Origin of the sequence: Cohnella candidum (assembly GCF_003713065.1) — a bacterium.
Lineage (GTDB): Bacteria > Bacillota > Bacilli > Paenibacillales > Paenibacillaceae > Cohnella > Cohnella candidum.
The window spans coordinates 1,480,392-1,505,968 of the sequence record NZ_CP033433.1 but is presented as its reverse complement, the minus strand read 5'-3'; the positions used below and the strand labels follow the sequence as shown (position 1 = coordinate 1,505,968).

Annotated in this window: 21 protein-coding genes, 1 pseudogene and 1 riboswitch; of the genes and pseudogenes, 4 read left to right on the top strand and 18 right to left on the bottom strand. The window is 56.6% G+C overall.

All coding sequences use genetic code 11. The features are described 5' to 3' along the window. On the bottom strand, positions 1-906 hold the full coding sequence (locus EAV92_RS07040) for an aldo/keto reductase (protein ID WP_123040407.1): 906 nt from the start codon (positions 904-906) through the stop codon (positions 1-3). Positions 907-1,100: 194 nt separating this feature from the next. On the opposite strand from EAV92_RS07040, the gene EAV92_RS07035 reads away from it, so the two are divergent. Then, complete coding sequence (locus EAV92_RS07035; RefSeq protein ID WP_123040406.1) at positions 1,101-1,421, top strand: winged helix-turn-helix transcriptional regulator; 321 nt, start codon at positions 1,101-1,103, stop codon at positions 1,419-1,421. Between the two features lie 67 nt (positions 1,422-1,488). Here the strand turns inward: EAV92_RS07035 and EAV92_RS07030 are convergent, their stop codons facing one another. The 4 genes from EAV92_RS07030 to EAV92_RS07015 all read right to left on the bottom strand — a co-directional run bounded on the left by EAV92_RS07030 (position 1,489) and on the right by EAV92_RS07015 (position 5,298). After that, positions 1,489-2,481 (bottom strand): cation diffusion facilitator family transporter, encoded by a 993-nt coding sequence (locus tag EAV92_RS07030; RefSeq protein ID WP_123040405.1) that lies wholly within the window; start codon positions 2,479-2,481, stop codon positions 1,489-1,491. Between the two features lie 102 nt (positions 2,482-2,583). Then, positions 2,584-3,378: an NAD-dependent epimerase/dehydratase family protein gene (locus EAV92_RS07025; RefSeq protein ID WP_123040404.1), complete on the bottom strand. Its 795-nt coding sequence runs from the start codon at positions 3,376-3,378 to the stop codon at positions 2,584-2,586. A 38-nt stretch (positions 3,379-3,416) separates the two neighbouring features. Next, positions 3,417-4,070: a peroxiredoxin-like family protein gene (locus EAV92_RS07020; protein WP_123040403.1), complete on the bottom strand. Its 654-nt coding sequence runs from the start codon at positions 4,068-4,070 to the stop codon at positions 3,417-3,419. Beyond that, positions 4,060-5,298, bottom strand: coding sequence for an MFS transporter (locus EAV92_RS07015; RefSeq protein ID WP_123040402.1), 1,239 nt, complete (start codon positions 5,296-5,298; stop codon positions 4,060-4,062). Before EAV92_RS07015 ends, EAV92_RS07020 begins: the two co-directional genes overlap by 11 nt. Before the next feature lie 138 nt (positions 5,299-5,436). On the opposite strand from EAV92_RS07015, the gene EAV92_RS07010 reads away from it, so the two are divergent. Beyond that, on the top strand, positions 5,437-6,036 hold the full coding sequence (locus EAV92_RS07010; protein WP_123040401.1) for a TetR/AcrR family transcriptional regulator: 600 nt from the start codon (positions 5,437-5,439) through the stop codon (positions 6,034-6,036). Here EAV92_RS07010 and EAV92_RS07005 read toward each other — a convergent pair. The 7 genes from EAV92_RS07005 to EAV92_RS06975 form a co-directional block, all read right to left on the bottom strand. Beyond that, positions 6,033-7,007, bottom strand: coding sequence for an NAD(P)-dependent alcohol dehydrogenase (locus tag EAV92_RS07005; protein WP_123040400.1), 975 nt, complete (start codon positions 7,005-7,007; stop codon positions 6,033-6,035). The genes EAV92_RS07010 and EAV92_RS07005 overlap by 4 nt on opposite strands. Positions 7,008-7,073: 66 nt before the next feature. Next, positions 7,074-9,143, bottom strand: coding sequence for an MMPL family transporter (locus EAV92_RS07000; protein ID WP_123040399.1), 2,070 nt, complete (start codon positions 9,141-9,143; stop codon positions 7,074-7,076). After that, entirely contained in the window at positions 9,140-10,375 is a 1,236-nt protein-coding gene (gene fabF / locus EAV92_RS06995) for a beta-ketoacyl-ACP synthase II (protein ID WP_123040398.1), read from the bottom strand. Before fabF ends, EAV92_RS07000 begins: the two co-directional genes overlap by 4 nt. Then, on the bottom strand, positions 10,372-11,532 hold the full coding sequence (locus EAV92_RS06990) for an NAD(P)/FAD-dependent oxidoreductase (protein ID WP_164472656.1): 1,161 nt from the start codon (positions 11,530-11,532) through the stop codon (positions 10,372-10,374). The genes fabF and EAV92_RS06990 overlap by 4 nt, the downstream gene beginning before the upstream one ends. Then, a complete protein-coding gene (locus EAV92_RS06985; protein WP_123040396.1) occupies positions 11,516-12,211 on the bottom strand; it encodes a methyltransferase domain-containing protein in 696 nt (231 codons plus the stop codon). Before EAV92_RS06985 ends, EAV92_RS06990 begins: the two co-directional genes overlap by 17 nt. Before the next feature lie 38 nt (positions 12,212-12,249). Further along, on the bottom strand, positions 12,250-13,338 hold the full coding sequence (locus tag EAV92_RS06980; protein ID WP_241158464.1) for a type III polyketide synthase: 1,089 nt from the start codon (positions 13,336-13,338) through the stop codon (positions 12,250-12,252). Between the two features lie 128 nt (positions 13,339-13,466). Further along, positions 13,467-14,540 carry an NAD-dependent epimerase/dehydratase family protein gene (locus EAV92_RS06975; RefSeq protein WP_123040395.1) on the bottom strand — a complete coding sequence of 358 codons (1,074 nt, stop codon included), beginning with the start codon at positions 14,538-14,540 and terminating at the stop codon, positions 13,467-13,469. Between the two features lie 122 nt (positions 14,541-14,662). Here EAV92_RS06975 and EAV92_RS06970 point away from each other — a divergent pair, with 122 nt between their 5' ends. Beyond that, the gene (locus EAV92_RS06970) at positions 14,663-15,895 is read left to right on the top strand and encodes a glycosyltransferase (RefSeq protein ID WP_241158539.1); all 1,233 of its coding nucleotides are present in this window, start codon (positions 14,663-14,665) and stop codon (positions 15,893-15,895) included. 15 nt (positions 15,896-15,910) lie between these two features. Beyond that, positions 15,911-17,092 carry a glycosyltransferase family 2 protein gene (locus EAV92_RS06965; protein ID WP_241158538.1) on the top strand — a complete coding sequence of 394 codons (1,182 nt, stop codon included), beginning with the start codon at positions 15,911-15,913 and terminating at the stop codon, positions 17,090-17,092. Positions 17,093-17,152: 60 nt separating this feature from the next. Here the strand turns inward: EAV92_RS06965 and EAV92_RS06960 are convergent, their stop codons facing one another. The 6 genes and pseudogenes from EAV92_RS06960 to EAV92_RS25190 all read right to left on the bottom strand — a co-directional run. Beyond that, positions 17,153-18,250 carry a glycosyltransferase family 61 protein gene (locus EAV92_RS06960; RefSeq protein ID WP_123040392.1) on the bottom strand — a complete coding sequence of 366 codons (1,098 nt, stop codon included), beginning with the start codon at positions 18,248-18,250 and terminating at the stop codon, positions 17,153-17,155. A gap of 162 nt (positions 18,251-18,412) precedes the next feature. Next, positions 18,413-20,239, bottom strand: coding sequence for an APC family permease (locus tag EAV92_RS06955; RefSeq protein WP_123040391.1), 1,827 nt, complete (start codon positions 20,237-20,239; stop codon positions 18,413-18,415). A gap of 122 nt (positions 20,240-20,361) precedes the next feature. Beyond that, positions 20,362-20,517, bottom strand: a riboswitch (cyclic di-AMP (ydaO/yuaA leader). A 212-nt stretch (positions 20,518-20,729) separates the two neighbouring features. After that, the gene (locus EAV92_RS06950) at positions 20,730-22,184 is read right to left on the bottom strand and encodes a protein adenylyltransferase SelO (protein ID WP_123040390.1); all 1,455 of its coding nucleotides are present in this window, start codon (positions 22,182-22,184) and stop codon (positions 20,730-20,732) included. Positions 22,185-22,235: 51 nt separating this feature from the next. Continuing rightward, the gene (abc-f, locus tag EAV92_RS06945; RefSeq protein WP_123040389.1) at positions 22,236-23,831 is read right to left on the bottom strand and encodes a ribosomal protection-like ABC-F family protein; all 1,596 of its coding nucleotides are present in this window, start codon (positions 23,829-23,831) and stop codon (positions 22,236-22,238) included. 267 nt (positions 23,832-24,098) lie between these two features. Continuing rightward, positions 24,099-24,443 carry a DUF2512 family protein gene (locus EAV92_RS06940; protein ID WP_164472655.1) on the bottom strand — a complete coding sequence of 115 codons (345 nt, stop codon included), beginning with the start codon at positions 24,441-24,443 and terminating at the stop codon, positions 24,099-24,101. Between the two features lie 124 nt (positions 24,444-24,567). Next, positions 24,568-25,557, bottom strand: a pseudogene (locus EAV92_RS25190) (glycoside hydrolase family 64 protein); the annotation flags it as partial. Positions 25,558-25,577 lie beyond the last annotated feature (20 nt).

The window sequence follows — 25,577 nt, the reverse complement described above, 5'->3', positions numbered from 1 at the left end:
TTATGATTTCGGGCCTTGTCCGGCCTCCAGCAGACGGCGTTTCGCTTCCTCGTAAACTTCAGGTTTCAACGGCCCTTTCTCGGCAACCTTGACGTTCTCGGCGAGATGCTCCGGGTTCTTCGTGCCGACGATCGTCGAATGCATATCCGGATGGCTCAGCGTATACCGGAGGATGAACGCGGTCCGGCTTTCACCTTCGTCCAACAATTCGTCCAAACCCGCTTTCTCCCAAGTCGCCCACCTGTCTTGGCTGCCGAGGCCGGCTCCGGGTTCCCCGCGGCCGACTCCGCCTCGTATGATCGTACCGGCCCCGGCCGATGCCGCGTCCGAAATGATCGTCTCGTGATCCCTTTCCAGTGCCGAGTACGGAATTTGGAACGAATCGAATACTCCCGTGCTTATGAATTCCGAAATGTGCGGCAGCGTCGAGGAGATGCCGATCCAGCGGACTTTGCCGGATGCTTGTACTTCCTTCAGCACCTCGATCAGCTGTCCATCTTTTACCTGCTCGACCGACGGGTTATGAAGCTGCCATAAATCGATATAATCCGTATTCATCCGGCGCAAGCTCGTTTCGATGTTATGCAACAGGTTTTCTTTGGTCCATACGTGCGGCGTATCGTCGTGATCGCCGGCATTCACGACCGTGCACCCGCATTTCGTCGCCAGAAAGTATTCATCCCGGCGATGGCGGATGTAACGTCCGATATACTCTTCGCTCAAGCCGTAGTCGTAAGCGGTGTCAATGAAATTAATCCCGGCGTCGAGTACGGCATTGAGAATCGATTCGGCTTCGGCATCCGTGACGGGACGTCCGCTCCAAATCCGCGGTCCCCGAATCTCCATGGCTCCGAATCCAAGACGCGTAACCGGAAGGCCCGTCCGTCCGAATTTCGTTTTCTGCATGATCGGTATCCCCTTTCGAATCCTGGAAGATAGTCCTTGCCTTTCAAGCATAGAATAAAAACGAATGACCCGGAAGTACGCAATTTAACTTGCCTTTGTTACCTTGAAGTTACCATTGGGCGTCATTGATATATGTTGTCATCGCTCTGTATAATGAGAATAATAGCCAATCGTTTTCGAGGAGATCAGATCGAATGGAAGCGGAATTGCAAACTCAAACTTACGAATGTTCCATCGAAAAGGCACTGAACGTCATAGGCGGCAAGTGGACCTTCTTGGTCATTCGGGAGCTGACGCACGGCAAAAAGCGCTTCGGCGAACTCAAATCCGCCATTCACGGCGTCAGTTCGAAAGCGCTCACGGATACGCTGCGTCACCTTGAGGTTCATGACATACTCGTTCGGGAAGCTTTTGCGACCGTCCCTCCGACCGTGGAGTACGGTTTAACGGTCAAAGGTCAAGCGCTCCATAAAATCATCCACGAAATGAAAATGTGGGCCAGAGAATGGGCTTGACGACGACAAGTATGAAACAATAAGGAGCAGTTGCCTGTGGCAAACTGCTCCTTATTCGTTTGGACCGCTATTCTAGGGTCTCGCCTGCACGCCAATTCCGGACGCCGTTGTCTTCGAGAATGCTGATCGTTACGTCCGCAATGTCCGGATCGAGCAACAGTTTGTCGATGACCTTGAATTTGATATCGTCGGCATCGGCGAGGGACAGGCCGGGACGCAGCTCGATCATCCCTTCCACGTGATAATACCGGCCTTCCTGCAGCACGCGCATTTTGTAAATGTCGGTCACCTGGTCGTTCGAGAAAATGATCTTGGCCACCTTTTCCTCGACTTCCAGCGGCGCGGCGACGCCGATCAAACCGGCCATGTTGTCGTACCCTACCCGGAAAGCGACCAAAATCATCAAACATCCGATGACGACGGTCGTCATGCCGTCCATGACGGCGAAATCCGTAAACGAGGTAATGATAACCGCCAGCACAGCGAGAACGGCGCCCGAAGTCGCGACCAGATCCTCGTAGAAAACGAGACGCGTAGGCGGAGCGGCCCTGCCGACATGGCGGAATGCCGCGGGAACGACGGACAAGCCCTTCGCGCCGGAACGCGATTCGAACGCGATTTCCTTCATCGCTTTGATTAAAACAAAACCGTCCACCACGAGGGTCAGCAAAAGCACCGCGATATTCAGCCAAAAACCGGACGGTTTCCCGCCGGGATGCTGGATCAGATGAATTCCCTTGAGAATCGTTTCATAGGCCATGATCGTGACGACGAGCACCGCGATCATGCAGAAAATGTTGATGACGCGGCCGAAGCCGGTCGGGAACCTGCGCGTCGCCTTCTGTTCCGCCAATACGCTGCCGACGAAAACGAAGCCTTGATTCAAGGCGTCGGCGCCGGAATGCATGGCCGATGCGAACATCGTCCCGTTTCCCGTGAAAGCTGCCGCGAAAGCCTTCGCCCCCGCCAGCAGCGCGTTGCCGACCGCCGCCGTCGCCGACGACATGTTTCCTTTTTTGATCAATGTCCAGAACGGAATTCGTTTGCTTGCCGGGTCCATAAAGTGAAATGATTCCTCCATCTTGAATTTCTCGTATTCCTTAACCCGATTATACGGAAAACAAGACACCGAGTTTCAATTTCATGGACGCGGGCTCTGCTCCTATCGGTTCCCCCCATACTCTTTCATGAACGTTCCGAAGTTATACCGGGGCTCATAGCCGAGTTCCGTTCGTTCCTTGGACAAATCCGATGCATGAATTTGCTCGGGCATCCGGAAACCATGCTCGCGGATGAAATCCCTGGCGCCGGGATAAGCTTTCTCCCAAATGTCTGCCGGTGCTTCCGCGTACGAAGCCGCTTCCTCATCCGTAAACGGATCCTGACGGACGATATGATAGGCGCCGAACTTCACGGGACATGTAACGGCGCTAACGACGGCTTGAATAACGTCCCGCCTGTCCACACCGCCGTGGAGCATTCTTTCTCCGTAGTGCAGCAGATCGCGAAACGGAGTAAAATCCGCGGGCCGCAGCATGATCACTTCGATGTCGTGCCGTTCATGGTAGAAGGCGCATAGCTGCTCTCCGACCTTTTTCGTGTAAGCGTAGAAGTCGTTGCCGTAAAAGGACATGCTCGACAGCCAGACGACGCGACGTACCTTCCGCAGCACCGCGGATTGGAACATTTGGAACGTTCCCGTGACGTTCAGATCGTAAAACTCCTGCTCAGAATGCTTGCCCATGCGGATGCCGTGAAAGGCGGGAGTGTGGAGGATGACGTCCACGCCTTCCGCAGCGGAATCAAGCGCTCCGGGCACCCGAACGTCCGCTTGATAATAAGGAAGTGCCGAGTCCAAAGCTTGAACGTCCGAAAGCCGGACCTCATGTTCGGTCGACAAAGCCTCCGCCGCACCGGAACCGACGCTGCCCGTCGCACCGGTGATCAGGATTTTCATAGGAGCACCTGCCCTCGAATCGTTTTTGAATGAATTCTTTAATCGCCCCGCAATTCCTTTAATCCATCCAGGATTTCTTCAGGTTCCATCCGCTGCATGAAATCCGGGTCTACGCGGGCACGCCGGACGATTCCGCCCGAATCGACGATGAATGTCCCTGGAACCGGCAGTACCCATCGGTCGGTATCGTTTACGGCTGCCAGGTCCCTTTTGAGCGTATTCGCAAAGGTAAGCCTCAGGTATTCCGGCAACTCGTACAGAAGCCCGTACCGATCTGCGACATGCCCGTGCGGATCGCTGAGCACCCGAAATGCCAAAGCTTCTTTCTCCAATTGTGACAATGTGTGGTCCGGTCTTTGGGGAGTAACCGCGATCAATTGCCCGCCAAGCTTACGGATTTCCGGCAGGATTTGTTGGTACGCTCTCAGTTGCAGGCTGCAGAACGGGCACCAGCCGCCGCGGTAAAACGTAAGTACGACGGGTCCCTTCGCAAGCTCCCGATACAGCGTTACTTCCTCTCCAAGAGGATCGGACAATACGAAATCCGGAGCTTCCTCCCCTTCCCTCAAGCCGAAGGCGATGCCGGAACGCTGAAGTTCCCCGATGTGAAGGAGAATGGAGTCCCGAGCCTCCTCCGGAGCGATCGAGAGAAAGCCGGCTTTCGCTTGTTCCAACTGATCTTTAAGCCGCAACGTTCATCTCCCCTTTGCGTGAGTATTGGCGAAGCTTCAAGACGGCGTAACCGGCGGCCGCCATTCCGCAAAGTACGGCGTCAAGGCCGATCAAGACTTGATAGCTGCCGAACGCATCGTACGCCAGACCCCCGATCAACGCCCCGAGTATGCCGCCGGCTTGATGGAACAGCATGAGATTGCCGACCAGACTCCCTTTGCGGTTCGCGTACTGACCGGCAATGAGCATTCCTCCGGGAACCGCGCCCAGATAGGTAATGCCGAAGGCGACGGCGAAGACGGCGGGAGACCACGGCGCGTGAATCAGCAAAATCCAAAAGCCGAGAATCCGGATGCCATAGAGCAGCATCATTGACAGCCGTTTATCCGCTACGTCCATCAAGAAGCCGAACGCGAGCGAGCCGACGATTTCCATGACGCCGAGAATGCCCATTGCCTGCGCGATCGTTCCCGGTGAAACGTCCGACTGCTGATGGATCGCTACCAGGTTCATTTCGACGGTTCCCATGTTGAGCCCGCACGTAAACAACGCGAACGCCACGATGAACAATGGCCAGCGGAGACGCTCTCTGAGCGTCGGAGCGACGGACGACTCATCCGTTTTCTCCGCGTGAACGCCGGTTTCTGACTTACCATCCGTTGGTACGTTCCCCTTATCGGGACGAATGACGAACAGAATGAGCGGGATCGTCAAGATCAATCCCATCAACGCCGAAATCATAAACGCGTATTCCCAGGTCAAGTTTTCATTGGAGAGAAAAACCGGCGTGCAAACGGCAAGACCGACCGAGGAAGCGCTGCTTAGAATGCCGGCGGCCTTCGCTTTGTGCCGTCCGAACCATTGAAAGATCAGCACGTAAGCCGTCGACGCGCTAAGACCGGCCAATCCGGATAAGATTCCGTAGCCCGTAAAGAAAAACACGGGTTGGTGGCCCAGATAAACAAGGCCCGTGCCCGAAATGCCGAACAGGCTGGCAAGAAGCATCACCTTCCTTGGCCCGTACCGGTCGACGAGTTTTCCGCCGATCGGCGCGCACAGCGCCGCGATAAACAAGTTCGTGGACCAAGCCGCCGAGATAAAGCCGCGTCCCACGTCCAAGTCCTCCGACATTTGCACCTGGTAGGACGCCATGATAAAACGGGAAATCGCTCCGATGAAGCCGATGATCCATAATGCCCCAAGTCCGATCCAAGCATAATGACGTTCATATACACGTTTAGAATCCATCAGGCGCCGCCTTTCTGTTCAAAAAAAGATACCGATTGGTCCCTTTTATGGTATCATAGTTCCGAAGGAGCGCAAGAGCTTTTTCCGTGAAGTTGGTATAATGGACGTAATTCGAATACTCGTTCGCCTGGAGGGCACATGAAAAAAGGAGAGCAAACCCGGGAACGCATCATCATGAAATCGGCGGAGCTTTTCAACCGGCAAGGATTTGCCGGCTCGTCGCTGAACGACATTATCGCCGCGACCGGGATTCAAAAAGGCGGCATCTACCGCCATTTCGGCAATAAGGACGAGATCGCCCTTGAAGCCTACAATTACGCCGCGAGGATCGTGGGCGGTAAATTCGCCGATGCGATCGGCCGGGAGACGACCGCAGCAGGTCGATTGCTGGCGTATTTCCGCGTCTATGAGAACGTCGTCGAAGACCCGCCGTTCACCGGCGGATGTCCCTTGCAAAATACGGCCGTCGAAAGCGACGATACGCATCCCGTTTTACGCCAAAGAGCCCAGAGAGGCTTGAACGCCACTCTGGACTCCTTGAAAAGCATTATTCAGGATGGGATTCGTACCGGGGAATTCAAGAAGGACGTAGACGCGGACGCGCTCGCCTCTTTCGCTTTTTCCCTGCTCGAAGGCGGCATCCTGCTCAGCAAGCTGGAAGGCAGCAACCGGCACATGCTGATGAATATCGCCAGTTTTACCGCTTATCTGCAGCAATGCTGCTTGAACGCGCACTAAACGTCCATGCGGATGACGACTTTGCCTTTGACATGACCTTCCCCGAGATACCGCAGCGCTTCGGCGACGCCGGTCAGCGGATAAGTCCTGTCGATCACCGGCTGGATTCGGCCCGACTCGCAAAGTTCCGTCACGAATTGCTGATCCTCCCGTTTCGGCTTGTGGAACAGGACCCCCATTCTTCCGCCGCCCGACAACGATATCCACGGTCCGGCCAGTATCGTTTGGCCGATTCGTCCCATCGACCCTCCGAGCATCACGTAGATTCCCCGGGGATTCAAGACGCGTTTCCAATCGAAAACGGACCGGTATCCCGCCACGTCGAGGATGAGGTCATAACGCCGCTCCCCAATCGTGATGTCTTCCTTGCGATAATCTACCGCGCGGCGGGCACCGAGGGAACGAATCAGTTCCAATTTGTCGCCCCTGTCCACTCCGGTCACTTCCGCTCCGAAATATCGGGCGATTTGCACGGCAAACGTTCCAACGCCTCCACCTGCGCCATTGATTAAAACCTGCATCCCCCGGCGAATGCGGCCTTTGTCGCGAAGGCCTTGCAGCGCGAGCACGGACGCCTGCGGGATCGACGCCGCCTGCTCAAAGGTCATCCCGGCCGGTTTCGGCGACAGGACGTGTTCGCGCGCGCAAACATACTCCGCGAACCCGCCCCATCCGCAGCCCGATACGTCCCCGAGCACTTCGTCGCCAGGCCGGAGCCTTTTAACCTTGCGGCCAACCGCTTCCACGCGTCCCGCAACGTCCGCCCCGAGAATCGGATACGGCGGTTTCGTCAGTCCCCCGAGCCTTGTGATTAACGGCTTGCCTCTAATGAGATCCCAATCCCATGAATTGATCGAGGAAGCGTAAACCTTGATGAGTACTTCATCGTCCTTGGGAACGGGCTTGTCCACCTCTCTCAGCTTGAGGGCATCATCCAACGTTCTGTATTTCGCGCATACCATCGCCAGCATCTCGTTGTCTCCTCGCAGATCATTCCAGCCTTTGCGTAAGATTATACGAACCGGCGTCTTTCGCGGTCAATGAGGGAAAGTTCGACCGGAGAACGGCATCCACCAATTCCATTTTCCGAACAGCTTCATCAGCGAAGGAACGAGAATCAGGCGGATAACCGTAGCGTCAATAAACAGTGCGCCGGCGATTCCGATGCCCAATTGCTTCACTCCGCTCACGTCGGCCAAAGCGAACGGCAAGGTAACCGCGATCATGATCGCCGCAGCGGATGTGATGATCCGGCTTGAAGAGGACATTCCTTCCCGAATCGCCCGGTCGTTGTCCCCTGTTCCCCGGTAACTCTCGTTAATCCGCGACAACAGGAAAATCCCGTAATCCATGCTGATCCCGAAAGCCAGTCCGAAAATAAAGACGGGGATCATGATGGCGATGTCGGTCGGCTGCAGTCCCAACCGCCCCGTTGGGAACAGCCAAGCGAGAATGCCGTATGACGCGCCGATGCTGAGCCCATTCATCGCGATCGCTTTAACGGGAATCACCAGGGAACGGAAGGCCCAGGCCAATACGATGAAATTAGACGCTCCTACGAAAATCAGTACATATTTAATCCGATTAAATATCTCATCGTGGACTTCTTGACGATATTTCGCCTCGCCCCCGATCGATACATTTAACGTTGTTAATTTTAACTCTAAGTCTCTCACCCAGCGCATAACAGCGTCCGAAGCGTCGTTGCCGTTCAGCCAGACCGTTAATAAGGTCACTTCTTTCCGCAGCGGAGAGCGCACGGCTTCTACCTTCGCAACTCTCTCGTCCCGTTCCAAAATCAGCCGGAGCTTGTCCGAGTCAGCCCCTGCCCGCCTTCCGGACGGATCCGCCTTCTCATCCACGAGAAGTAACACTTGAGTTACTCCCGGAGGCTTAAATAACGCATCGAACGTCGCCGCTGCCTCTCGCGAATCCGTGCCTTTAGGTAATGAGTCGGGTCCGGGGATGTCCAAGTTCAGGCCGCGGACGGGAATCAGCAAGAGGGTTAGAACGATCAGCGAAAGCACCATTCCGAAGAACGGCCTCCCCAACACGCCGCGAATCAAGACATCCCATCCGCGATGAGCTTCGGATCGTGAGCGGGTTTGCCGAAAAGTTATCCGAACATCGAAAAGGTATAAGAGCGCGGGAACAAGCGTCATATTCACGAACGCCGAGACGAGGAGCACGACGATCGCCGCCAATGCGACGCTTTGGAATATCGGCATCCGTATCGCGAGCGTGCCAGCCAAAGCCAGAATGACGCAAAGCACGGAAGTTGCGACCGCTCGGCCGGAGGTCTTCACGGTTCGAATGACGGCTTCGCTTGGCCTAAGCTCCTTCCTCTCCTCGCGATAACGGCTGACCATCAACAGGGCGAAATCGATCGATACCGCCATTCCCGCCATCGGAATCACGTTATGAACAAAGACGGACAACGACAGCAATCCCATAGCGCCGATGCCGTACATGATTCCCATGGCGATCAGCACGGACAAGCCGCCCGCCAAGAGGGGAATCAGCGCAGCCCCGACCCCGCCGAAGGTCCACGCCAACAGCGCAAAGGCGACCGGAAGTCCGACCGACTCCGCCGCCTTCATGTCCCGCTTGCTGGATCGGTTCACGTCTTCCTGAACGACAGGCTTACCCGTCATCCTGATTTTCATCGAATGCGAAACCGTAATCTCACGCCTGATCTCTTCGATTTCTTTCCGTCTTTCTCGGAGAGAACCGTTAAGCGAAACCAACGCGTAAGCGGCGTTATCCTTCTCCATTCCTTTGCGCTTCAGCGGCGAAGCCGCCACATCTACGCCATCGATCCGTTCGACGCGCGCTAGAAAGTTCCGCAGGTCATCGTGAAACCCCTGTCTCCTCTCATCGCTTCCGCGATCGAACAGCAGGATGACAGGCTCGTCCGGCATATGAAACTCGCGGGACAACCGCTTTTGGACTTCCGCGTATTGCCCATTCGTTACAAGACCGTGATCGCCCAGCACGTCCGGAAGATGAGCGGCAAACCAGGAGCACAATCCCGCTAACACCAGCCAGCAGCCGACGATCCGCCGGCGATGCCGGATCGAGAACAACGCGATGGATCGACCCTTCATAACGATCCGAACACGAGAACGGCATTATGGCCGCCGAAGGCGAACGTATTGGACATGGCCGCCCGGATCGTCTTGCGTCTCGGGAGATTCGGCGTATAGTGCAAATCCAGCTCATCGTCATATTCCCGGAAGTGGATCGTCGGCGGAATGATCTGATCCCGAAGCGCCAAGACGGAGAAGATCGCTTCCACCGCGCCGGATGCGCCCAGCAAATGGCCGCTCGCCGATTTCGTGGAACTGACGCTGACGTCGTAAGCCCATACGCCGAACGCCTGTTTAATGGCTCGGGTCTCGACGAGATCGCCTTGCGGCGTGCCGGTTCCGTGCGCGTTGATGTAGGCAATGTCCTTCGGCGCAAGACCGGCGTCCTCAAGCGCCAGCGACATGGCCCGGCTCCAATCGCTGCCGTCCGGACGCGGCGCCGCGACATGGAAGCCATCCCCGCACGATCCGAAACCGAGCAATTCCGCGTAGATGTCGGCCCCTCGCTCCCTCGCATGCAGCAGAGACTCCAGGACGAGAACGCCCGCGCCTTCTCCCATGACGAATCCGTTCCTGCCTTTGTCGAACGGACGGCATCCTTCGGCAGGATCATCGCTCGCCGACAAAGCTCCCATGGCGGCAAAAGAAGCCAGACCAATCGAGCATATTGGCGCTTCCGCTCCTCCCGCGAGCATAACGTCCGCTTCGCCGCGTTGAATGGCTCGGAACGCTTCCCCGATCGAGTTAGTGCCTGAGGCGCAAGCCGTGACGGAGCAATTCGCGGGGCCGCGGATGCCATGGCGGATCGCAACCCGGCTCGCCGCCATGTTGGGAAGGAACATCGGCAGCGCGAAAGGCGACATTCGGCGGTATCCGCGTTGAAGCACCTCCAGCATGCCTTTTTCGAACGTTCGGATGCCCCCCGCACCGCTTCCGATCCACACCCCCGTGCGCTCAGGATCCGCGTTGCGGCCAATCGCCAGTCCGCTGTCCCGTATCGCTTCTTCGGCTGCCGCGATCGCGAGCTGGATGAATCGGTCCGTCCGTCTCGCTTCCTTCGCGTCCATATAAACGTGCGGGTCGAAATCCGGAATTTCCGCGGCCAGCCGCACCGGCAGCTGCTCCGCACGCTCTGGCGCGAGCCGCCGAATGCCGCAAATGCCGCTCGCCGCGCTGCGCCAAGAAGTCTCTTTGTCCAACCCGAGCGGAGTGACGCAGCCCATGCCGGTAATCACGACGCGGTTTCTCATCCCCATTCTCCCTTCGTTTTCAATCTCGTAGCCCGCACGGCGAACTCGGCGGCCTTTGGCGCCAACATGCCGAACCGCAGCAGCCAAGACGAGAAGACGGAATGGGTCATCGCGCGTTCAAGCATGCCGCCCCATCTCAGGGCGCCGCTAAACTGCTGCCGCACCAATCGGGAGTAGGATTGCCGCCACTCTTCCAACGTGCAATTCCCTTTCAAGCAGGCATCCGCCAGGGGCGCGCAGAGCTCCACCGAACGCAGCGCCATCGACATGCCGTCCCCGCAGAAAGGCGGAATGACGGCAATGGCGTCCCCGACGCACGGAAACCCGTTCCACGCGCGAGGCACCCGGCGAACCTTCACCGGATAGACAGCGGCCTGCGTGCCGGCAATCGGCTCCGCGCCTTTCAGCCTTTCTCCGATCACCGGAACGTTCCTTGCCGCCATATCGACGATTCGCTGGATCGCGGCGGAGGATCCCAGGTTTCTTAACGCATGGCTTGTCAAGAGCGCGGCCACATTGAACCGTTTTCCCTCGACCGGCGCAATGCCGACATAACCGCCTCGAAAAAAATAAAGATCGACGAACGGGGAATCCTCCGCCCTCGCCGTATAGTGGGATTTGATGCCCACGTACGATTTGGCGGCGTTCACTTCGCTCCGCGAAGTACGAGTCTCCGGGAACGGCTGCCTGCCCCATGCTCCGATCACGATCCGGGAACGGAAGCGATCGCCTCCCCGCTTGCCGCCCAGTTCCACGCGATAACCGTCTCCATCCTCCGCAATCATGGAAACCGGACTTCCCGTGAACACGGTGACGCCATGCTCCTTCGCCGCGGTTTGCAGCTCCGCGTCCAACGCATGCCGGCTCACTCCCCAAGCGGGACCCGGCAGCGGAATTTGGAGAGAAGCCCCTCGTTCCGTATGGATGCGAACCTGAGTGATCACCGCGGGTTCCAGAGCCTGTACGGTTTTGTCCAATCCAAGCGAGCGAAGCGTCGCGAGGGATTCTGGCGACAGAAATTCCCCGCATGCCTTGTGCCGGGGGAACTTGTCTTTATCCAGCAGCACGACGTCCCAGCCTTCGTTCGCCAATGCGAACGCCATGCTGCTGCCGGCCAAGCCGGCGCCGATCACGATCGCGTCAGTTTCCCTGACCATCGACCGGTTCCTCCCTTCGACGAGGGAATGCGACGGCATAACGGAACAGCGGTCTCCACCGGCAATCCATATCCGTGAGACCCAGCTGCCCGGCGATCTTGAGGAAATCCTCTCTGCGGAACCCTTTCGCCACGGACAACGGACCGTCATGCCGGATGTATCGGTTCGCGGACACGATCCGGGTGAACAGCCATACGGCCGTCCAAGCGATCCAATGACGATGGATGTCGCCGATGACCGCCCCGTAACGGGAAATGTCCATGCACCTCTGCACCAATGCCGGCAGAGCATCCGCATCGAAATGGTGCGCAAACTGGGAAGCGGTCACGATATCCGCCAGGCCGGCCGGCAGCTCGAAGACATCTTTACGGACGAATGAGACGCGCGGGTCGTTCCGAAACAGCCTTTCCGCTTCGATCCGGGCCTCATCCGTCACGTCCGTCAGGATCACTTTCAGTTTCACGCGCTCCCGTTCCGCCCATTTTAAGACCGCGCGGTTGACGTCCCCTGATCCTGAGCCGACGTCCAACACCGTCAAATTCCGCGGCGCTCCAGCTGCCTTCCATAACCGTTTCACTCCGTAAAGAACGGGACCGGACGCGCCGAGCCACCGGTTTAATCTCCGGAGATGACGAAGCGCTTCCTGCAGCTCAGGCCCTGCTTGCGTAAAGTCGTCCATCCGCTCCGGCTCCGTTGAACGAATCGCCAGAAACCCGCTCACGGCCTGTACCGGAAACGAATGAATTCCGCCGCAACACCCGGGCCGAACGCGATCGCGATTCCTTCCTCGCGGACCTGAATTCCTCGCCGCCGAATTTCATCCAGTACGAACAGAATCGTCGCGGAAGACATGTTGCCGTAATCCCGCAAGACGGTCCGGCTCGCTTCGGCCTGTGAATCGGACAGCGACATCGCTTTCTGGACGGAATCGATGATCCCCCGGCCTCCCGGGTGAATCGCCCACAGCGAAGGAAGCCCGCCCTCTCCCCAAAACGCCCGATAGGCAGAGCGAATATGCTCGGCGATCAGCCCCGGTATTTTCGGAGACAGCCGCAACCGAAACCCCGTATTGCCGATGGACCACTGCATGAGTTCCGAGGAGTTCGGCAGCATCATAACCGTAGATTGAAGCAGTTCGAACATGCCTCTCTGACCACCATCCGATGCCGCGACGACGCACGCCGATGCGCCGTCGCCGAATAAAGCCGCAGAGAAAAGATCCTCTCGATCGAAGGAGGGCTGAATATGGATGCTGCACAACTCTACGGCAACGACGAGCACTTTGGCATCCGGTTCATGACCTACGATGCGCGCGGCTTCCCGGATCGCCGTTAATCCGGCCGCGCAGCCCAGGAAAGTGAACGGAATACGTTTGACTTCGGCACGGAGATCGAGCTCCCACGCCAGCTCGGCGTCCAAGCCGGGCAGGTACATTCCCGTGCAGCTGACCGATATCAAGTGGGTGATCTCGCCGGGTCTCACGCCGCCGTCCGACAGCGCCCGCTTCGCCGCTGCCAGTGCGAGAGGAAACGCTTCTTTCCGGTAGACCGCCATCCGCTCTTCCGTCGTCGGCACTAGACCCGGGGAGGAAACGGAAATGTACCGGCACCGGTCCGCAGGCTCCAACAAGTCCGGCTCGCATGTATATCTCGATTCCACGCCGCACTGGGTGAATATCCGGTTCGTCCATCTGGCGAGATCGGGATCTTCTTTTAAAGCTTCTTTCAATCGGAACGAGGCATCCCGTTGGTCCAACCGATAGGCCGGGACGGCGGTGCCGATTCCCCAGATCGCTGACTGTTCCACGTAAGCTCTCCTCTCTCGGACAAGAAGTGCTACCTCCATTGTACGAATGAGGCCGGCCATACATGCCGCGGAAAAACAGAAAGAGCAGCCGGGAACCTTCGTTTCCCTCTGCCCTTTCGAATCTAACCTCAGCTTTCCTGCCAATGGTCTTTGTTTTGGTCATGAATCTCTTCCATGATGTCGGCGACGCTCCGCTTCATCTTCCAACCCGGATAATGCGACTTGAATTTGCCGAGATCGGAGACGTACCAAATATGGTCGCCTTGCCGGTTCGACTCCGAATAGGTCACTTTCATCGGACGGCCGGCGATTTTTTCGGCAAGCTCGATCGCCTCGAGAATGGAGACGTTCGAATCGCGACCGCCGCCCAAGTTATACACTTCCCCGCCGCGTCTCGGCTGGGCGAAGAAAGCGTGGAAGACGGCGGCTATGTCGGCCGAATGGATAACGTCTCGCACCTGTTTCCCTTTGTATCCGAAGATGGTGTACGGCTTTCCGGTTGCCGCGCATTTGACCAGATAGTTGATGAATCCATGCAGCTCCACGCCGGCTTGCCGGAAGCCGGTCAGCACCCCGCAGCGGAAGCATGCGGTTTTCATTTGGAAATACCGGCCGTATTCCTGAACGAGCAAATCCGCCGCAAGCTTGGAAGCCCCGAACAAGGAATGCATCGTCTGGTCCACGCTCATCGTTTCCGATATGCCTTCCGCATAAAGATGTCCGGGCTCAATCTCCCATCGCTGCGGCAGCTCGGTCAGGGGCAGCCGGTTCGGCGTGTCGCCGTACACTTTGTTCGTCGAGGTGAATATAAACACGGCCTCGGGGCAATGCTTCCTCATCGCCTCCAGCAAATTCAACGTGCCGACGGCATTCACGCCGAAGTCGAGCTGCGGATCCTTGGCGGCCCAGTCATGCGAAGGCTGAGCGGCGGTATGGATGATCAGGCTGATGTTGTTGCCGTACGTTCCGAATATCCGATCGATCTCCGCCTCGTCCCGAATATCCGCCGTATGGTGGATGAATTTATGGCCTAAACCCGCTTCAAGCCTCTTCCGATTCCATTCGGTCGAGCCTTCTTCCCCGAAGAAGGTTTTTCGCATGTCGTTATCGATGCCTGCGATATCCATCCCGAGCGCCGCGAAATATTCAACGCATTCCGAGCCGATCAAACCGGATGACCCTGTAATCAGCGCAACGGACAACTTCCTTCCCTCCTTATTCCATCCCTGCAGGATAATGGCCGTGTCCAAGTTGTCGGGAGTTCATACACTACCTTAGCGATTGTCCCGTATTCTCGCTGTCAATAGGAGGGTTGAATTTGAGCGTGGAAGTCAGCATCATCATGAATTCTTATAATAAATATCCTCAAAACTTGTACTCCCTGCAGTCACTGAAGCATCAAACCTTCGATCCGTCCAAAATGGAAGTTATTTTCGTGGACGACGCTTCGACGGACCGTACTCCGAAATTACGCGGTCTCCGAACTCCTTACCCCTTCCACTATATTCGCACGGAAAGAAATGTCGGCAGGTCCGAGGTGAAAAATATCGGAATCCGAGCCGCCCGCGGAAAGATCATCATCGTCATGGATGCCGAAATGCTGGTGCATCCCAAGCTGGTGGAAATGCACCATCGTTATCACACCCGGGAAGATCGTCTCGTCGTGACCGGCTGTTTGCGCCATCACGGATTGTTCTCCGTTTTGCAGCCTGCCTTCAACCATGGGCAATTCGCGCGTTTCTACTCGTTGATCCGCAAGCGGCCCTCCCTGCGGCGAAAATTCCGTTTGAAATCAGCGAAAGCACGGCTGAATGTCGCGAAGATTTCCGCCAGGGTCCGGAAAACGAAGAAGCCGATGCGGCTTTTAACGGAATGGGGAATCAAGCGGCGCACATACCGGAAGTACGCTTTTCCCGACCCTCTTCGCGGCGAAGTGATTCGTCGATTCGGCCAGCGATATGAGGGCTACCACTTCCCCTGGTACTGTGTCGTCACGCATTGCATTTCCGTGCGAAAGAGCCTGTTCGATGAGGTCGGACCTTTCTACGAAGGCTTCGAAGGCTGGGGATTCGAAGATTGGGAGTTCGGCTACCGCTTGCACCAAGCGGGCGCGAAATTTTTGGACGACGCACGCGCTCCGATCTACCACCAAGAGCATCCCGTCAAACCGTACTCTTCGATCCGCATGGACAATCTGAAAAACTATCAAAGGTTTTTGAATAGGCACCGCGATTTCGCGGTAGGCGTCCATACGATGTTATTGCTGGGCCTTAGGGACTTCGTCTCCGTCAATGGGATCATGACCGACTTCAAGGCATTGTCCGCCGACGACCCCGAAATCGGTCAAACCATGCAAAGTGCTTGCTTGGTTTTGTTCGATTCGGTGGCCCAGAGGCTGGTGGACCAATCGAGGATCGAAAATCTGTCCGAAACACTTCAACAGCATGACGCGAAAATGTTCCGGATTTTCTCCTCCAAGTTGGAAGCGTGGCGGAACGGCGGACAGTATCCACAGTTCACGGCCGGGATGGATGAACTGCTTGCATACAGGGGGTGAGATTCGTTGATAGACGTGAGCATCATTATTCCGACTTACAATAAAAAAAGACATCTCCGACTCAGCTTGTACGCGCTAGAGAAGCAAACATTCGATCACTCGAGGTTCGAGGTCATCGTCATTGACGACGGTTCCACCGACGGAACGTGGCGAAGATTGCGCAAATACAAACCGCCGTATCCTTTTCGATATATTCGTAACATAAAAAATACCGGCCGCGCCGCGTCCCGGAATAAAGGCATTCAATTGGCGCGAGGCCGGGTGCTGATCTTTCTCGACGCCGAGATCCTCGTGGAGGAAGATTTCATCCAAAAGCACTGGTCCTATCACGAAAAAGAGGACATGGCGGTCGTATCCGGAGTTTTCGGCAGGTTTCACGGGCTTTACTCCATCCTCCATCCTTCGTTTAACAGATGGCAGTTCAAGCATTGTTACCCCATCGTCCGCAAAATGCCGCTCATCCGCAAACGGTTCAGGAGTTCGGTCGGCTTAAGCCGCTACCTGAAAAGAAGAAAAAAACCGCTGCAATTGGTCGGAAGGAGATCGATTGACAACCATCGTTATACGAGAGCTGCCTTCAGCAAAAGCTATTACTTAGAACATCTCGTTTCCCGATACGGACCTGAACTCCGCGGCTTCCATTTCCCCTGGATCAGCTTCTTATCCGGCAACGTGTCCGTGAAGAAAGAAAGCTTCGACACCGTCGGCTTATTCGATGAGAGCTTTAAAGGATATGGCTTCGAGGATTGGGAGCTCGGATACCGCTATTTCCTGAATGGCTATAAATTCATCGCAGGCGAGAATATCGTTTCGTATCACCAGGAACACCCGGTCAATCCGAATACACGCAGTCGGGAACACAAGACGAATCATTTGAGGTTTTTCGAAAAGCATCGGGATTACGGTATCGCCATGCTCGTGTTGTACGAAATCGGACTGAAGAACTATGTCGAAATCAACCAGGCGTTGGACGAATATTACCGCCTGCGCGATGATTTTCCCGACAAGTATATGACCTACAAAGCGAGCTTCCATCGCTTCTGCGAGCGGCTTGCGCAAAGGAAAGCAATCGATGATCATTTCAGCGAATACGACGTCGCGTTCGAATCCGACCATTCGGATCTGAAGCGACTGGGCCGTTACCCGCAGCTCGTTTCCGTGATGGAACTCCAAGACCGTAAACGTCTTCCCATGTAAGCAAACAAAAGCAACGCCGGCGTACCTGTCGACTCGACGGACGCTGGCGCTGCGTTTTGTTTAACACCCCATGAGCTGCAGGCTTCTCTCCAATTTCCCGAGATCGACCCGTATGTTCTCCCAATCCTCTTTCGGGTCCACCCCGTCCGGGGGCCTCGGCCCTTCCCCGATCAGATAAAAATAATCGACTCCGACGTGGTTTCCGAGCACCCAATACAGGGGATTCACGTAATTCGGCGAGTGGAACTCCAGCACTTTGGCGTCCGGATGACAGAAAAGGACATTGGTGAGCCCGCTGCCGTGCGGCCCTACGATATAATCCGCGGCGTGGAACAAGGCAGCCTGCTCCGAGACGCTCATCCGGTCCAATTCGTCCGTGAGGATCTCGAAGCCGTATCTTCGCAGCAACCCGATGACTTCCTCTTCGTTCTCCACTTTTCTCCAACGCGCTTTTTGCCGGCTTAAATAAATTCTCTCCATACGTGCCGGCCGGCTAGTTCCGTCGGCATATAGAAAACGGCTTCTCAAAAATTCGCAGGCCCAAGCCGGAGCATGACCCGTATAGCCTACCGATGAAGGCGCGATCAAATTTCGGGCTTGGAGATGAATCCCCGGGTAAGTTTCGATGATTTTGCTCGTCGTGACACCGAGCCGGGTCAGCGTATCCCATTGAAAGGAGCATTTCCAATCCAGGTTGCAGACGTAAACGTCGATACCCGGACCCTTGTATTTCGACAACAACTCGACTCTCGGAAGCACATCCAGCATCCAGTGGTAATACGTATCGCTTGCGCAGAAAGTCAGATCCGCAACGTTGCCGTCCAAGCGTTCCGGCTGTCCGATCTGTTCGTGGAAAATCGGCAGCGTGTACGGGTCGTGCCTATACTCGATGGATAAGTCCCATACCACTTTGTCGTCGGGAGTGACGACGGTTCCGTTTTTACCCCACAACCGGCCGCCTGGGATCACGGTCACGCTTCCCGCCGGAGGCATTTGCCGGACTTCGTTGTCGTGCTTCCAATGCAAGCCTCCGTCAATGGTGCGCGGCATGCGGGAAATGTCCCGGTGAGCCGGAAACACGATCTCATGATGCGTATACGTCAGCTTGGCCCATTCCGACGCCGTTTCATAGTAACCGGTCGGACGGTACATGGACATGGCGGCATCCCCTTCGGTTTGGATTCGTCCATCGGACTTCTGTGGTATTTGATGCGAAGCTTGTTCCGAAGGCGTGTGCGGTTGTCTGATTCCTCCAATAAATATAAAAAGCGAAAGGAATCCGCCGATTCCTTTCGCACACTGAGGCGCCGCGGCCTCCCGCTATTTCTTCAAATGATAAGGCACCGTCGTCACGATGACGTCTTTGCGGAACAACAGCCGCGTGCGGATCATCAAGCTCGTCTGGTTATGCAGGATGTTGTGCCAGCCCTTCTTAGGGATGAACTGAGGGATGATCACCGTCACCTGATAATGCGCATCGTTCGCCTTGCGCTGAACGGAATCGATGAAGCGCATGAGCGGCTGGATGATGCTCCGATAAGGGGAATGCAGCGTCACCAACCGGACCTCCGGCTTCCATTTGGACCATTTTTCCTCGAACCGCATCTCCTCGTCCCTTTCGAAAGGAACGTAAACGGCGATGATCTGTTCGGCCTTCAAGGACTGCGCATAGTTCAAGGAATGCTCGACGACGTGCGTGATGCCGGATACCGGCACGATAATGACGTTCCCTTGGATCGGCGCCACCGGTTCGCAGGTGGCCAGTCTCAACTGCTCTCCGACGTCTTCGTAATGCTTTTTGATCCGATGGAACAAATAAATGATCGCCGGCAGGAACACGAGCACGGGCCACACCTGCGAAAACTTCGTGATGAAGAACATCATCGACACGATGAAGCTGATCAGGGCGCCCGTTAAGTTGATCAGAAGCTTCGGCAGCCATCCCGGCGGCTTTTGGCGGAACCATTTGACGATCATGCCGGTCTGGGAGAGCGTAAACGGAATGAACACGCCGACCGCATACAGCGGAATGAGCTGCTCGGTTTCCCCGCCGAAAACGACGATCAGCAGGATCGATAAAATGCCGAGAATGATGATGCCGTTGGAATAGCCCAGCCGGTCGCCCCTTACCGTGAACATGCGGGGGATGAATTTATCCTTGGCGAGGTTCACGGCGAGCAGCGGAAACGCGGAATAACCCGTATTCGCGGCCAGGATAAGAATCAATGCCGTCGTGCCTTGAATGAAGTAGTACATAAAATGGCGTCCGAACGTCATCTCCGCGATTTGCGAGACAACCGTCACTTGCGCTTTCGGAGTTACGCCGTAGTAGTAGGCGAGGAAGACGATCCCGGAAAACAGAACGGCCAGCAGCAATCCCATCGCCATCAGCGTTCTGGACGCATTGCGCGGCGCGGGATCCTTGAAGTTCGGTATCGCGTTGGATATAGCCTCGACACCCGTCAAGGCCGAGCTTCCGGAAGCGAACGCGCGCAGCAGCAGGAACAGGCTGATCCCGGCCACCGGCGTACCGATCGCGGTATGCGATTCCGGCGGGATCTTGCCCGTCGCGATATCGTACAGCCCGACCGCGATCAGGATGAAAAGCGCCAGCACGAACAAATAAACGGGATAAGCCAGAACCGAAGCGGACTCCGTAACGCCCCTTAAATTCAGAATCGTAATGAAGATGACGAACACGACGGCAATCGATACTTTATGCTCATGCAAGCTGGGGAACGCCGAAGTGATCGCGTCGGTGCCTGCCGATACGCTTACCGCCACGGTGAGGATATAATCCACCAGCAAGGACCCGCCGGCGACCAATCCGTAGGACAGGCCGAGGTTTTCTTTCGATACGACGTAAGCACCGCCGCCCCGAGAGTATGCGTAAATGATTTGGCGATAAGACAAGATGAGCGCGAGCAGCAAGACCAACACGCCGATCCCGATCGGGATCGAATACCAGAAGGCCGCGGCGCTGACCGTGACCAGAACGAGCAAAATTTGTTCCGGGCCGTACGCGACGGACGACAAGGCATCGGATGATAAAATGGCTAACGCTTTGGTTTTGCGAAGTTTCTGTTCCCCTAATTCCGTCGATTTCAGCGGACGCCCGAGCAGGATACGTTTTAGTTTGCTGACCACGCCGACTCACCGTCCATTCTGTCTGATCTCTCCGTGCGTTCCCTAAGTATTTTCTGCCTTGCCGTTTCTTACAATACAAAAAAGCCGCGGAGATGCGCTCCGCGGCTCATGGACCTCAGCCGTTTCACTCTCCGATGACGCTTACGGGGTTAGCTGTCGGATTCGGGCGCAGAGATTCGCCCTACCGCGGCGTGTTGCCGCGGATTCACCCCTTGCGCCGGTCGCCCGCCGCGGATGGTTCCCCCGTTTTCCTTCCGGAAACTCAGCGTGTTGTCGCATATCGCCAACGCATTGATCATACAGCGCGTCTGACCGTAAGCCAATCGCCGTTAAAGAATGCCAACGGTGACCGTAAAGCCTGGCTGATGGAAATAACGCTTACATGCATCCGACTCTTATTTTTAACGCCGTTATCCATCGATTATCTCCGCCGCGCGAAAAAACGACCCTTTGCTTGAGTGAGCAGAGGGTCGTTCGTTCGTTCAAGATGTCACGTTCCGCAGAACGTGCGATAAGGACGGGACGTCGGTTTCGGCAGCTCGGCATATTCCGCTTGCTCAGGCGAATGGGAATAAGGGTCCGCCAGTGCCTTAAGCAGCCGTCCCATGACGCTAAGATCTCCTTCTACCGCTGCTTCCAGCGCTTCTTCCACGCGGTGGTTGCGGGGGATGACGGCCGGATTGCTTCTCTTCATTCGTTCCCGCGAATCGCTTTCGGATTCCGCCTGCCTGCCGCGTCTGTCCTGCCATCTCCGCTTCCACGCCGCGAAATCTTCCGTTTCGAAGAGAATGGCATTATCGACTGTATCCAAAGTAAGTGCGGCAAAGGTGCGGGTGTAGTCCGCCTGGTACTTCTGCATCAGCTCGAGCAGGTCGATGGCCAGGGAATCATCCTGGTCCTCTTCGTTGGACAGTCCGAGTTTAGCTCGAATGCCGGAGAGCCATTCGTTCCGATACGACGCCGGAAACTCTTCAATCGCCGCCTGTGCCAGCTTGACCGCTTCGTCTTCCTCTCCATGAAGCAGAGGAACAAGGGTTTCCGCGAACCTCGCGAGGTTCCAAGCCGCGATCCCGGGTTGATTGCCGTAAGCGTAACGCTCGTTCCTGTCGATGGAACTGAATACCGTCGACGGGTCGTACGTATCCATGAACGCGCAAGGACCGTAATCGATCGTCTCTCCGCTCAGCGCCATGTTATCCGTGTTCATGACCCCGTGGATGAAACCGACGAGCTGCCATTTCGCGATCAGCGCCGCCTGACGCCGGATCACTCCCCTAAGCAGGGCGAGGTACGGATTCTCCTCGTCTTTAGCGCCGGGATCATGTCTTTGAATCGTATAATCCGCCAAAAGCCGGAGTTCATCCTTCGACCGAAAATTCGCCGCGTATTGGAAAGTGCCCACGCGAATATGGCTTGCCGCCACGCGCGTCAGCACCGCTCCCGGCAGCTCGGTTTCGCGGTACACGGCCTCGCCTGTCGTCACGACCGCCAGGCTGCGGGTCGTCGGAATGCCCAGCGCATGCATCGCTTCGCTGATGATGTATTCTCTCAGCATCGGTCCCAGCGCCGCGCGTCCGTCTCCTCCGCGGGAATACGGCGTCCTGCCCGATCCCTTGAGCTGGACGTCGAAGCGCCGGCCTTGCGGCGTGATCTGCTCGCCGAGCAGGATCGCGCGACCGTCCCCGAGCATCGTGAAATGGCCGAACTGATGCGCCGCGTACGCTTGCGCAAGCGGCGATGCGCCTTCGGGCACCCGGTTCCCCGCGAAAACGGCTATGCTCTCCTCGCTTCGGAGCGCTTCGGCGTTCAGTCCCAAGGACTTCGCCAATGGCTCATTCAGCACGACCAACGCCGGTGATCGCACGGCCGAAGGATTTAAGCTCGCGTAAAAGGAATCCGGCAATCGGGCGTAGCTGTTGTCGAAATTCCATCCCGGTTCGGTCATCGCATCTCCCATTCTTTCCTGATTATTCTGCACTCCCGTATTATACCCATTCTACATCGGCAATGCTTTCTTGAGTTCATTCCTTCGTTGAACCAGCATCCGGAACCGGGCATCCAGTTCTTCCGCTTCGGCAGCCTTTAACCCCGGGGCACCGAGTTTGCCGAGTACTTCGCTCATGGCCATTTCCAGGGCCAAAAGCTCCTCCTCGAGCACCGGCCTGCCCTGTCCGGCAGGCGACGAACGGGATAGGTAGTCGGTCAACGGCCCCTCGAAAAAGGCGACGGTTCCGTTCCGCACGTCCAGCACTTGGCCGGCCACCCGTTCGACGAACCTTCTGTCGTGGGAAACGAACAGCAGCGTGCCTTCATATGCCGCGAGAAGCTCCTCCAACGCCTCGATCGACGGGATGTCGAGGAAACTCGTCGGTTCATCCATCAGCAGCATGTTGATCTCGCCGAGAAAGATTTTGGCGAAAGCCGCCTTCACCCGCTCTCCTCCGCTTAAGACGCCGACCGGCTTATACACGTCGTCTCCCCTGAACAGCAAGCGCGCCAGAACCAACCGGACCGTGGCGTCCGGATGGGCGGCGGTCTCCGAGACGTTCTCGAGCACGCTTCGCTCGGGCTTCAGTACGTCCAGGTTTTGGCTGAAGTAGCCGATCTTCGCCCCGGGAGCCGGGAATACGCCTTCCCCGCTCTCGAGGATCCGTTTCACGAGCGTCGTTTTGCCGGAACCGTTTGCTCCGATCAACGCCGTCTTGCTCCCTTTCTTGAGGGCGAAGCCGACATCCCGCCACAGCGTTCGGTCGCCGAACGAAGCGGACAAGCGCTCCACCCGCAAGGCCGTCGGGCTGACGAATTCGCGGCCGCCGGGAATCCCCAGCTTGATTGTCGGCAGCTCGCGGGGTTTCTCCACCTTTTCCAGCTTCTCCACGCGCGTTTCCAGCGCTTTGATCGTTTGGTGTACTCCTTTTTGCGATACGCCTTTGCCGGCCTTGTACAAACGGGATTCTGAGGTGCTCATCCGTTTGGGCGGCTTCAGCATGCCAGCGGCTTTCTGCGTCTTCGCGGAGATAGCCTCTTCCAGCTGGCGCTTTTTCTCCGTGTACGCTTCGTAACGTAAAGCATGCTGCCGCTTTTCGAGGTCCCTCATTTTCTCGTATTCGGCGTAATTCCCCTCGTACACAGACACCCTCGCGTTATCCAAGGACCAAATCCGCGTGCATATCCCGTCCAGAAACGCGCGGTCATGCGAAATGATGACCATGCCGCCGCCGTGTTGCCGTAGTCTTTTCTCCAGCTCCCGGATGTGCGCCATGTCCAAGTGTATCGTGGGTTCGTCCGCCAACAGAATATCGGGGCTCTCCTGCAAAGCGGCCTCCACCTGTTTCCAAGTCGCTTCGCCTCCGCTGAGAGGCGATGAGTGCTGCTTCATTTGCGGAACGAAGACGCACGGCACGGCGGCGTTCACGCTTCCTTGATCCGGCTGCAGCCGACCGGCCAATACCTGCATCAGCGTCGTCTTTCCGGCGCCGTTCGCTCCGACGAGTCCGATCCGGTCTCCTTGCCGGACGATCAGCCGCTCCGCGGAGAATAGCTTCCGGTCTCCCACCGACAATTCAATTCCGTTTGCTTCCAATAGGATCAATGAAAAAACCTCCTTATCCGGGGTTTCCGGACAGGAGGCGTAAGACGCGTTAGAACAGAAACAAGCGAACTCCCTGTGCCATAAAAGGCCGAAAGGAAAGCTGCCCAGTCCCGAAAATTCGCGCACGTATCCCGTCCGGAAAAAATCGCCATGTCATACACGATTTCCACGAAACAGGATTAGTTACGCATCGGACTAAAGGTCACCCTTTCCATCATCATTGCGTTTATCTTATGCGATCCCGGCCGGAAACGCAAGGTGCGAGGACTAGGTGGTTTCCTGAACCTCGAAATCGACACCGAAAAGATAACGGTGCATTAACCATTCCGCGATGCCGAGAATCAAGGCGATCCAAAGTATCTCTCCCGCGTCCAGGTTCCAGTCCCGAACGTAGGAGGCGATCCACAAATACACGATTGCCAGTACCGCATCCGCGGCCGTGGCGGCTGCATTGTTCATTCTGCGCAGAATGAACTGGTCGCCGATGAAGTAAGCGATTATCGTAAGGAGCGTAGCCGCAATGGCAGCCTCCCAAAAGCGCGCGTGCGCGTAATACATCAGCAGACAAACGACGATCGCCCCGTTCACGATCCACTTCAACACAAATTTCATCGGTGCTTCCCTCCATGCCATTCCGAATCGGATTCGTTTGAGTAGCGTCCCCATTCCTCGGGTTTCCATGCCAGACATGAAGAAAAGCCGCCCTCTCGGGCGGCTCTTCGCGGTATGATTCGTCTTACCAGCCGACGCGGATGATCGCGCCTTTCGGATCGCCGATCTCCAGATAGGCCGCTTGGCCGTTCACGTCATCATAAGCAAAGCCGTAGGCCAAGCCGTTGATGCTGTGGTCATGCCAGAACTTCGCGTAGTAGTTCGCCGGGGCTGCTTTATAATAATTGCCGACGATGTTCCAGTTGCTGTCCGTATACACGTGGCGGTTGATGGCCGCGCACGTTTGCGCGTTGGTTACGCTTCCGTCGCAGCGCAGGATATCCTGCGTCGAGAAGCTCGAGTAGCCGGCGAAATAGTTGGCGTTCGGGCCTCCCGCAGCGAAGGAACCGTTAATCGGAGCGACGATCCGATAAGGCGCTTGGTCGGTCGCCAAGGAAGTGAACTGCGAGGGAACCTCGTTTTTGTACTTGGTGAAAATGCCGGCCCTCGTCTCGGACTCGAGCTCCCCGACCGTTTGGTCGAAATTGCCCGCCTTGTTGATCAAACGATGCTGGATCGGGAATCCGAAGCCGTCGACCCGCGTCGTATTGCCGTGATAGCCGGCAGCGTCGACCGTGAATTCGATGAAGTCGAAATACACGTCGCGGTTCGGATCCGTCGGATTCGTCAGACTGGGCCCGGCGAATCCGGTGTCGAACGTTTTGATATAGCAAGGCGTGCCGAGGCATAAAAACAATCTCCCCGCCGTGATTTTAGGCAGGCTGGCCCATGAGGCATCGCTGACTTTGTGATAGATGTTCGCATAATTCACCCCGTTCTTGGTCAGGTGACCCGGAGCGTCGTTCAAGGCGTTGGAAATCGGCTGCAGATTCCCGGCAAGATCAAGATAGCTCCACTGATCGTTCGCTGCCGGATTTTTACCGATTACGCCCCAATAAATCTGGTTGTCCGCGTAGGCGCCGTTCGTACCGTTCATGACCTTGAAGGTCATGACTCCGCTGCCGGTCGGTGCGGGAATCGAGGACGCGGAGATGGAATAAATCGAACCCGTACTTCCACCTCCGCCGCCCGTAA

Excerpts from the sequence above, each read along its gene's own strand:
- EAV92_RS07040 (WP_123040407.1), bottom strand. The coding sequence starts at position 906 with ATGCAGAAAACGAAATTCGGACGGACGGGCCTTCCGGTTACGCGTCTT.
- EAV92_RS07035 (WP_123040406.1), top strand. The coding sequence starts at position 1,101 with ATGGAAGCGGAATTGCAAACTCAAACTTACGAATGTTCCATCGAAAAG.
- EAV92_RS07030 (WP_123040405.1), bottom strand. The coding sequence starts at position 2,481 with ATGGACCCGGCAAGCAAACGAATTCCGTTCTGGACATTGATCAAAAAA.
- EAV92_RS07025 (WP_123040404.1), bottom strand. The coding sequence starts at position 3,378 with ATGAAAATCCTGATCACCGGTGCGACGGGCAGCGTCGGTTCCGGTGCG.
- EAV92_RS07015 (WP_123040402.1), bottom strand. The coding sequence starts at position 5,298 with ATGGATTCTAAACGTGTATATGAACGTCATTATGCTTGGATCGGACTT.
- EAV92_RS07010 (WP_123040401.1), top strand. The coding sequence starts at position 5,437 with ATGAAAAAAGGAGAGCAAACCCGGGAACGCATCATCATGAAATCGGCG.
- EAV92_RS07005 (WP_123040400.1), bottom strand. The coding sequence starts at position 7,007 with ATGCTGGCGATGGTATGCGCGAAATACAGAACGTTGGATGATGCCCTC.
- EAV92_RS07000 (WP_123040399.1), bottom strand. The coding sequence starts at position 9,143 with ATGAAGGGTCGATCCATCGCGTTGTTCTCGATCCGGCATCGCCGGCGG.
- fabF (WP_123040398.1), bottom strand. The coding sequence starts at position 10,375 with ATGAGAAACCGCGTCGTGATTACCGGCATGGGCTGCGTCACTCCGCTC.
- EAV92_RS06990 (WP_164472656.1), bottom strand. The coding sequence starts at position 11,532 with ATGGTCAGGGAAACTGACGCGATCGTGATCGGCGCCGGCTTGGCCGGC.
- EAV92_RS06985 (WP_123040396.1), bottom strand. The coding sequence starts at position 12,211 with ATGGACGACTTTACGCAAGCAGGGCCTGAGCTGCAGGAAGCGCTTCGT.
- EAV92_RS06960 (WP_123040392.1), bottom strand. The coding sequence starts at position 18,250 with ATGTCCATGTACCGTCCGACCGGTTACTATGAAACGGCGTCGGAATGG.
- EAV92_RS06950 (WP_123040390.1), bottom strand. The coding sequence starts at position 22,184 with ATGACCGAACCGGGATGGAATTTCGACAACAGCTACGCCCGATTGCCG.
- EAV92_RS06940 (WP_164472655.1), bottom strand. The coding sequence starts at position 24,443 with ATGAAATTTGTGTTGAAGTGGATCGTGAACGGGGCGATCGTCGTTTGT.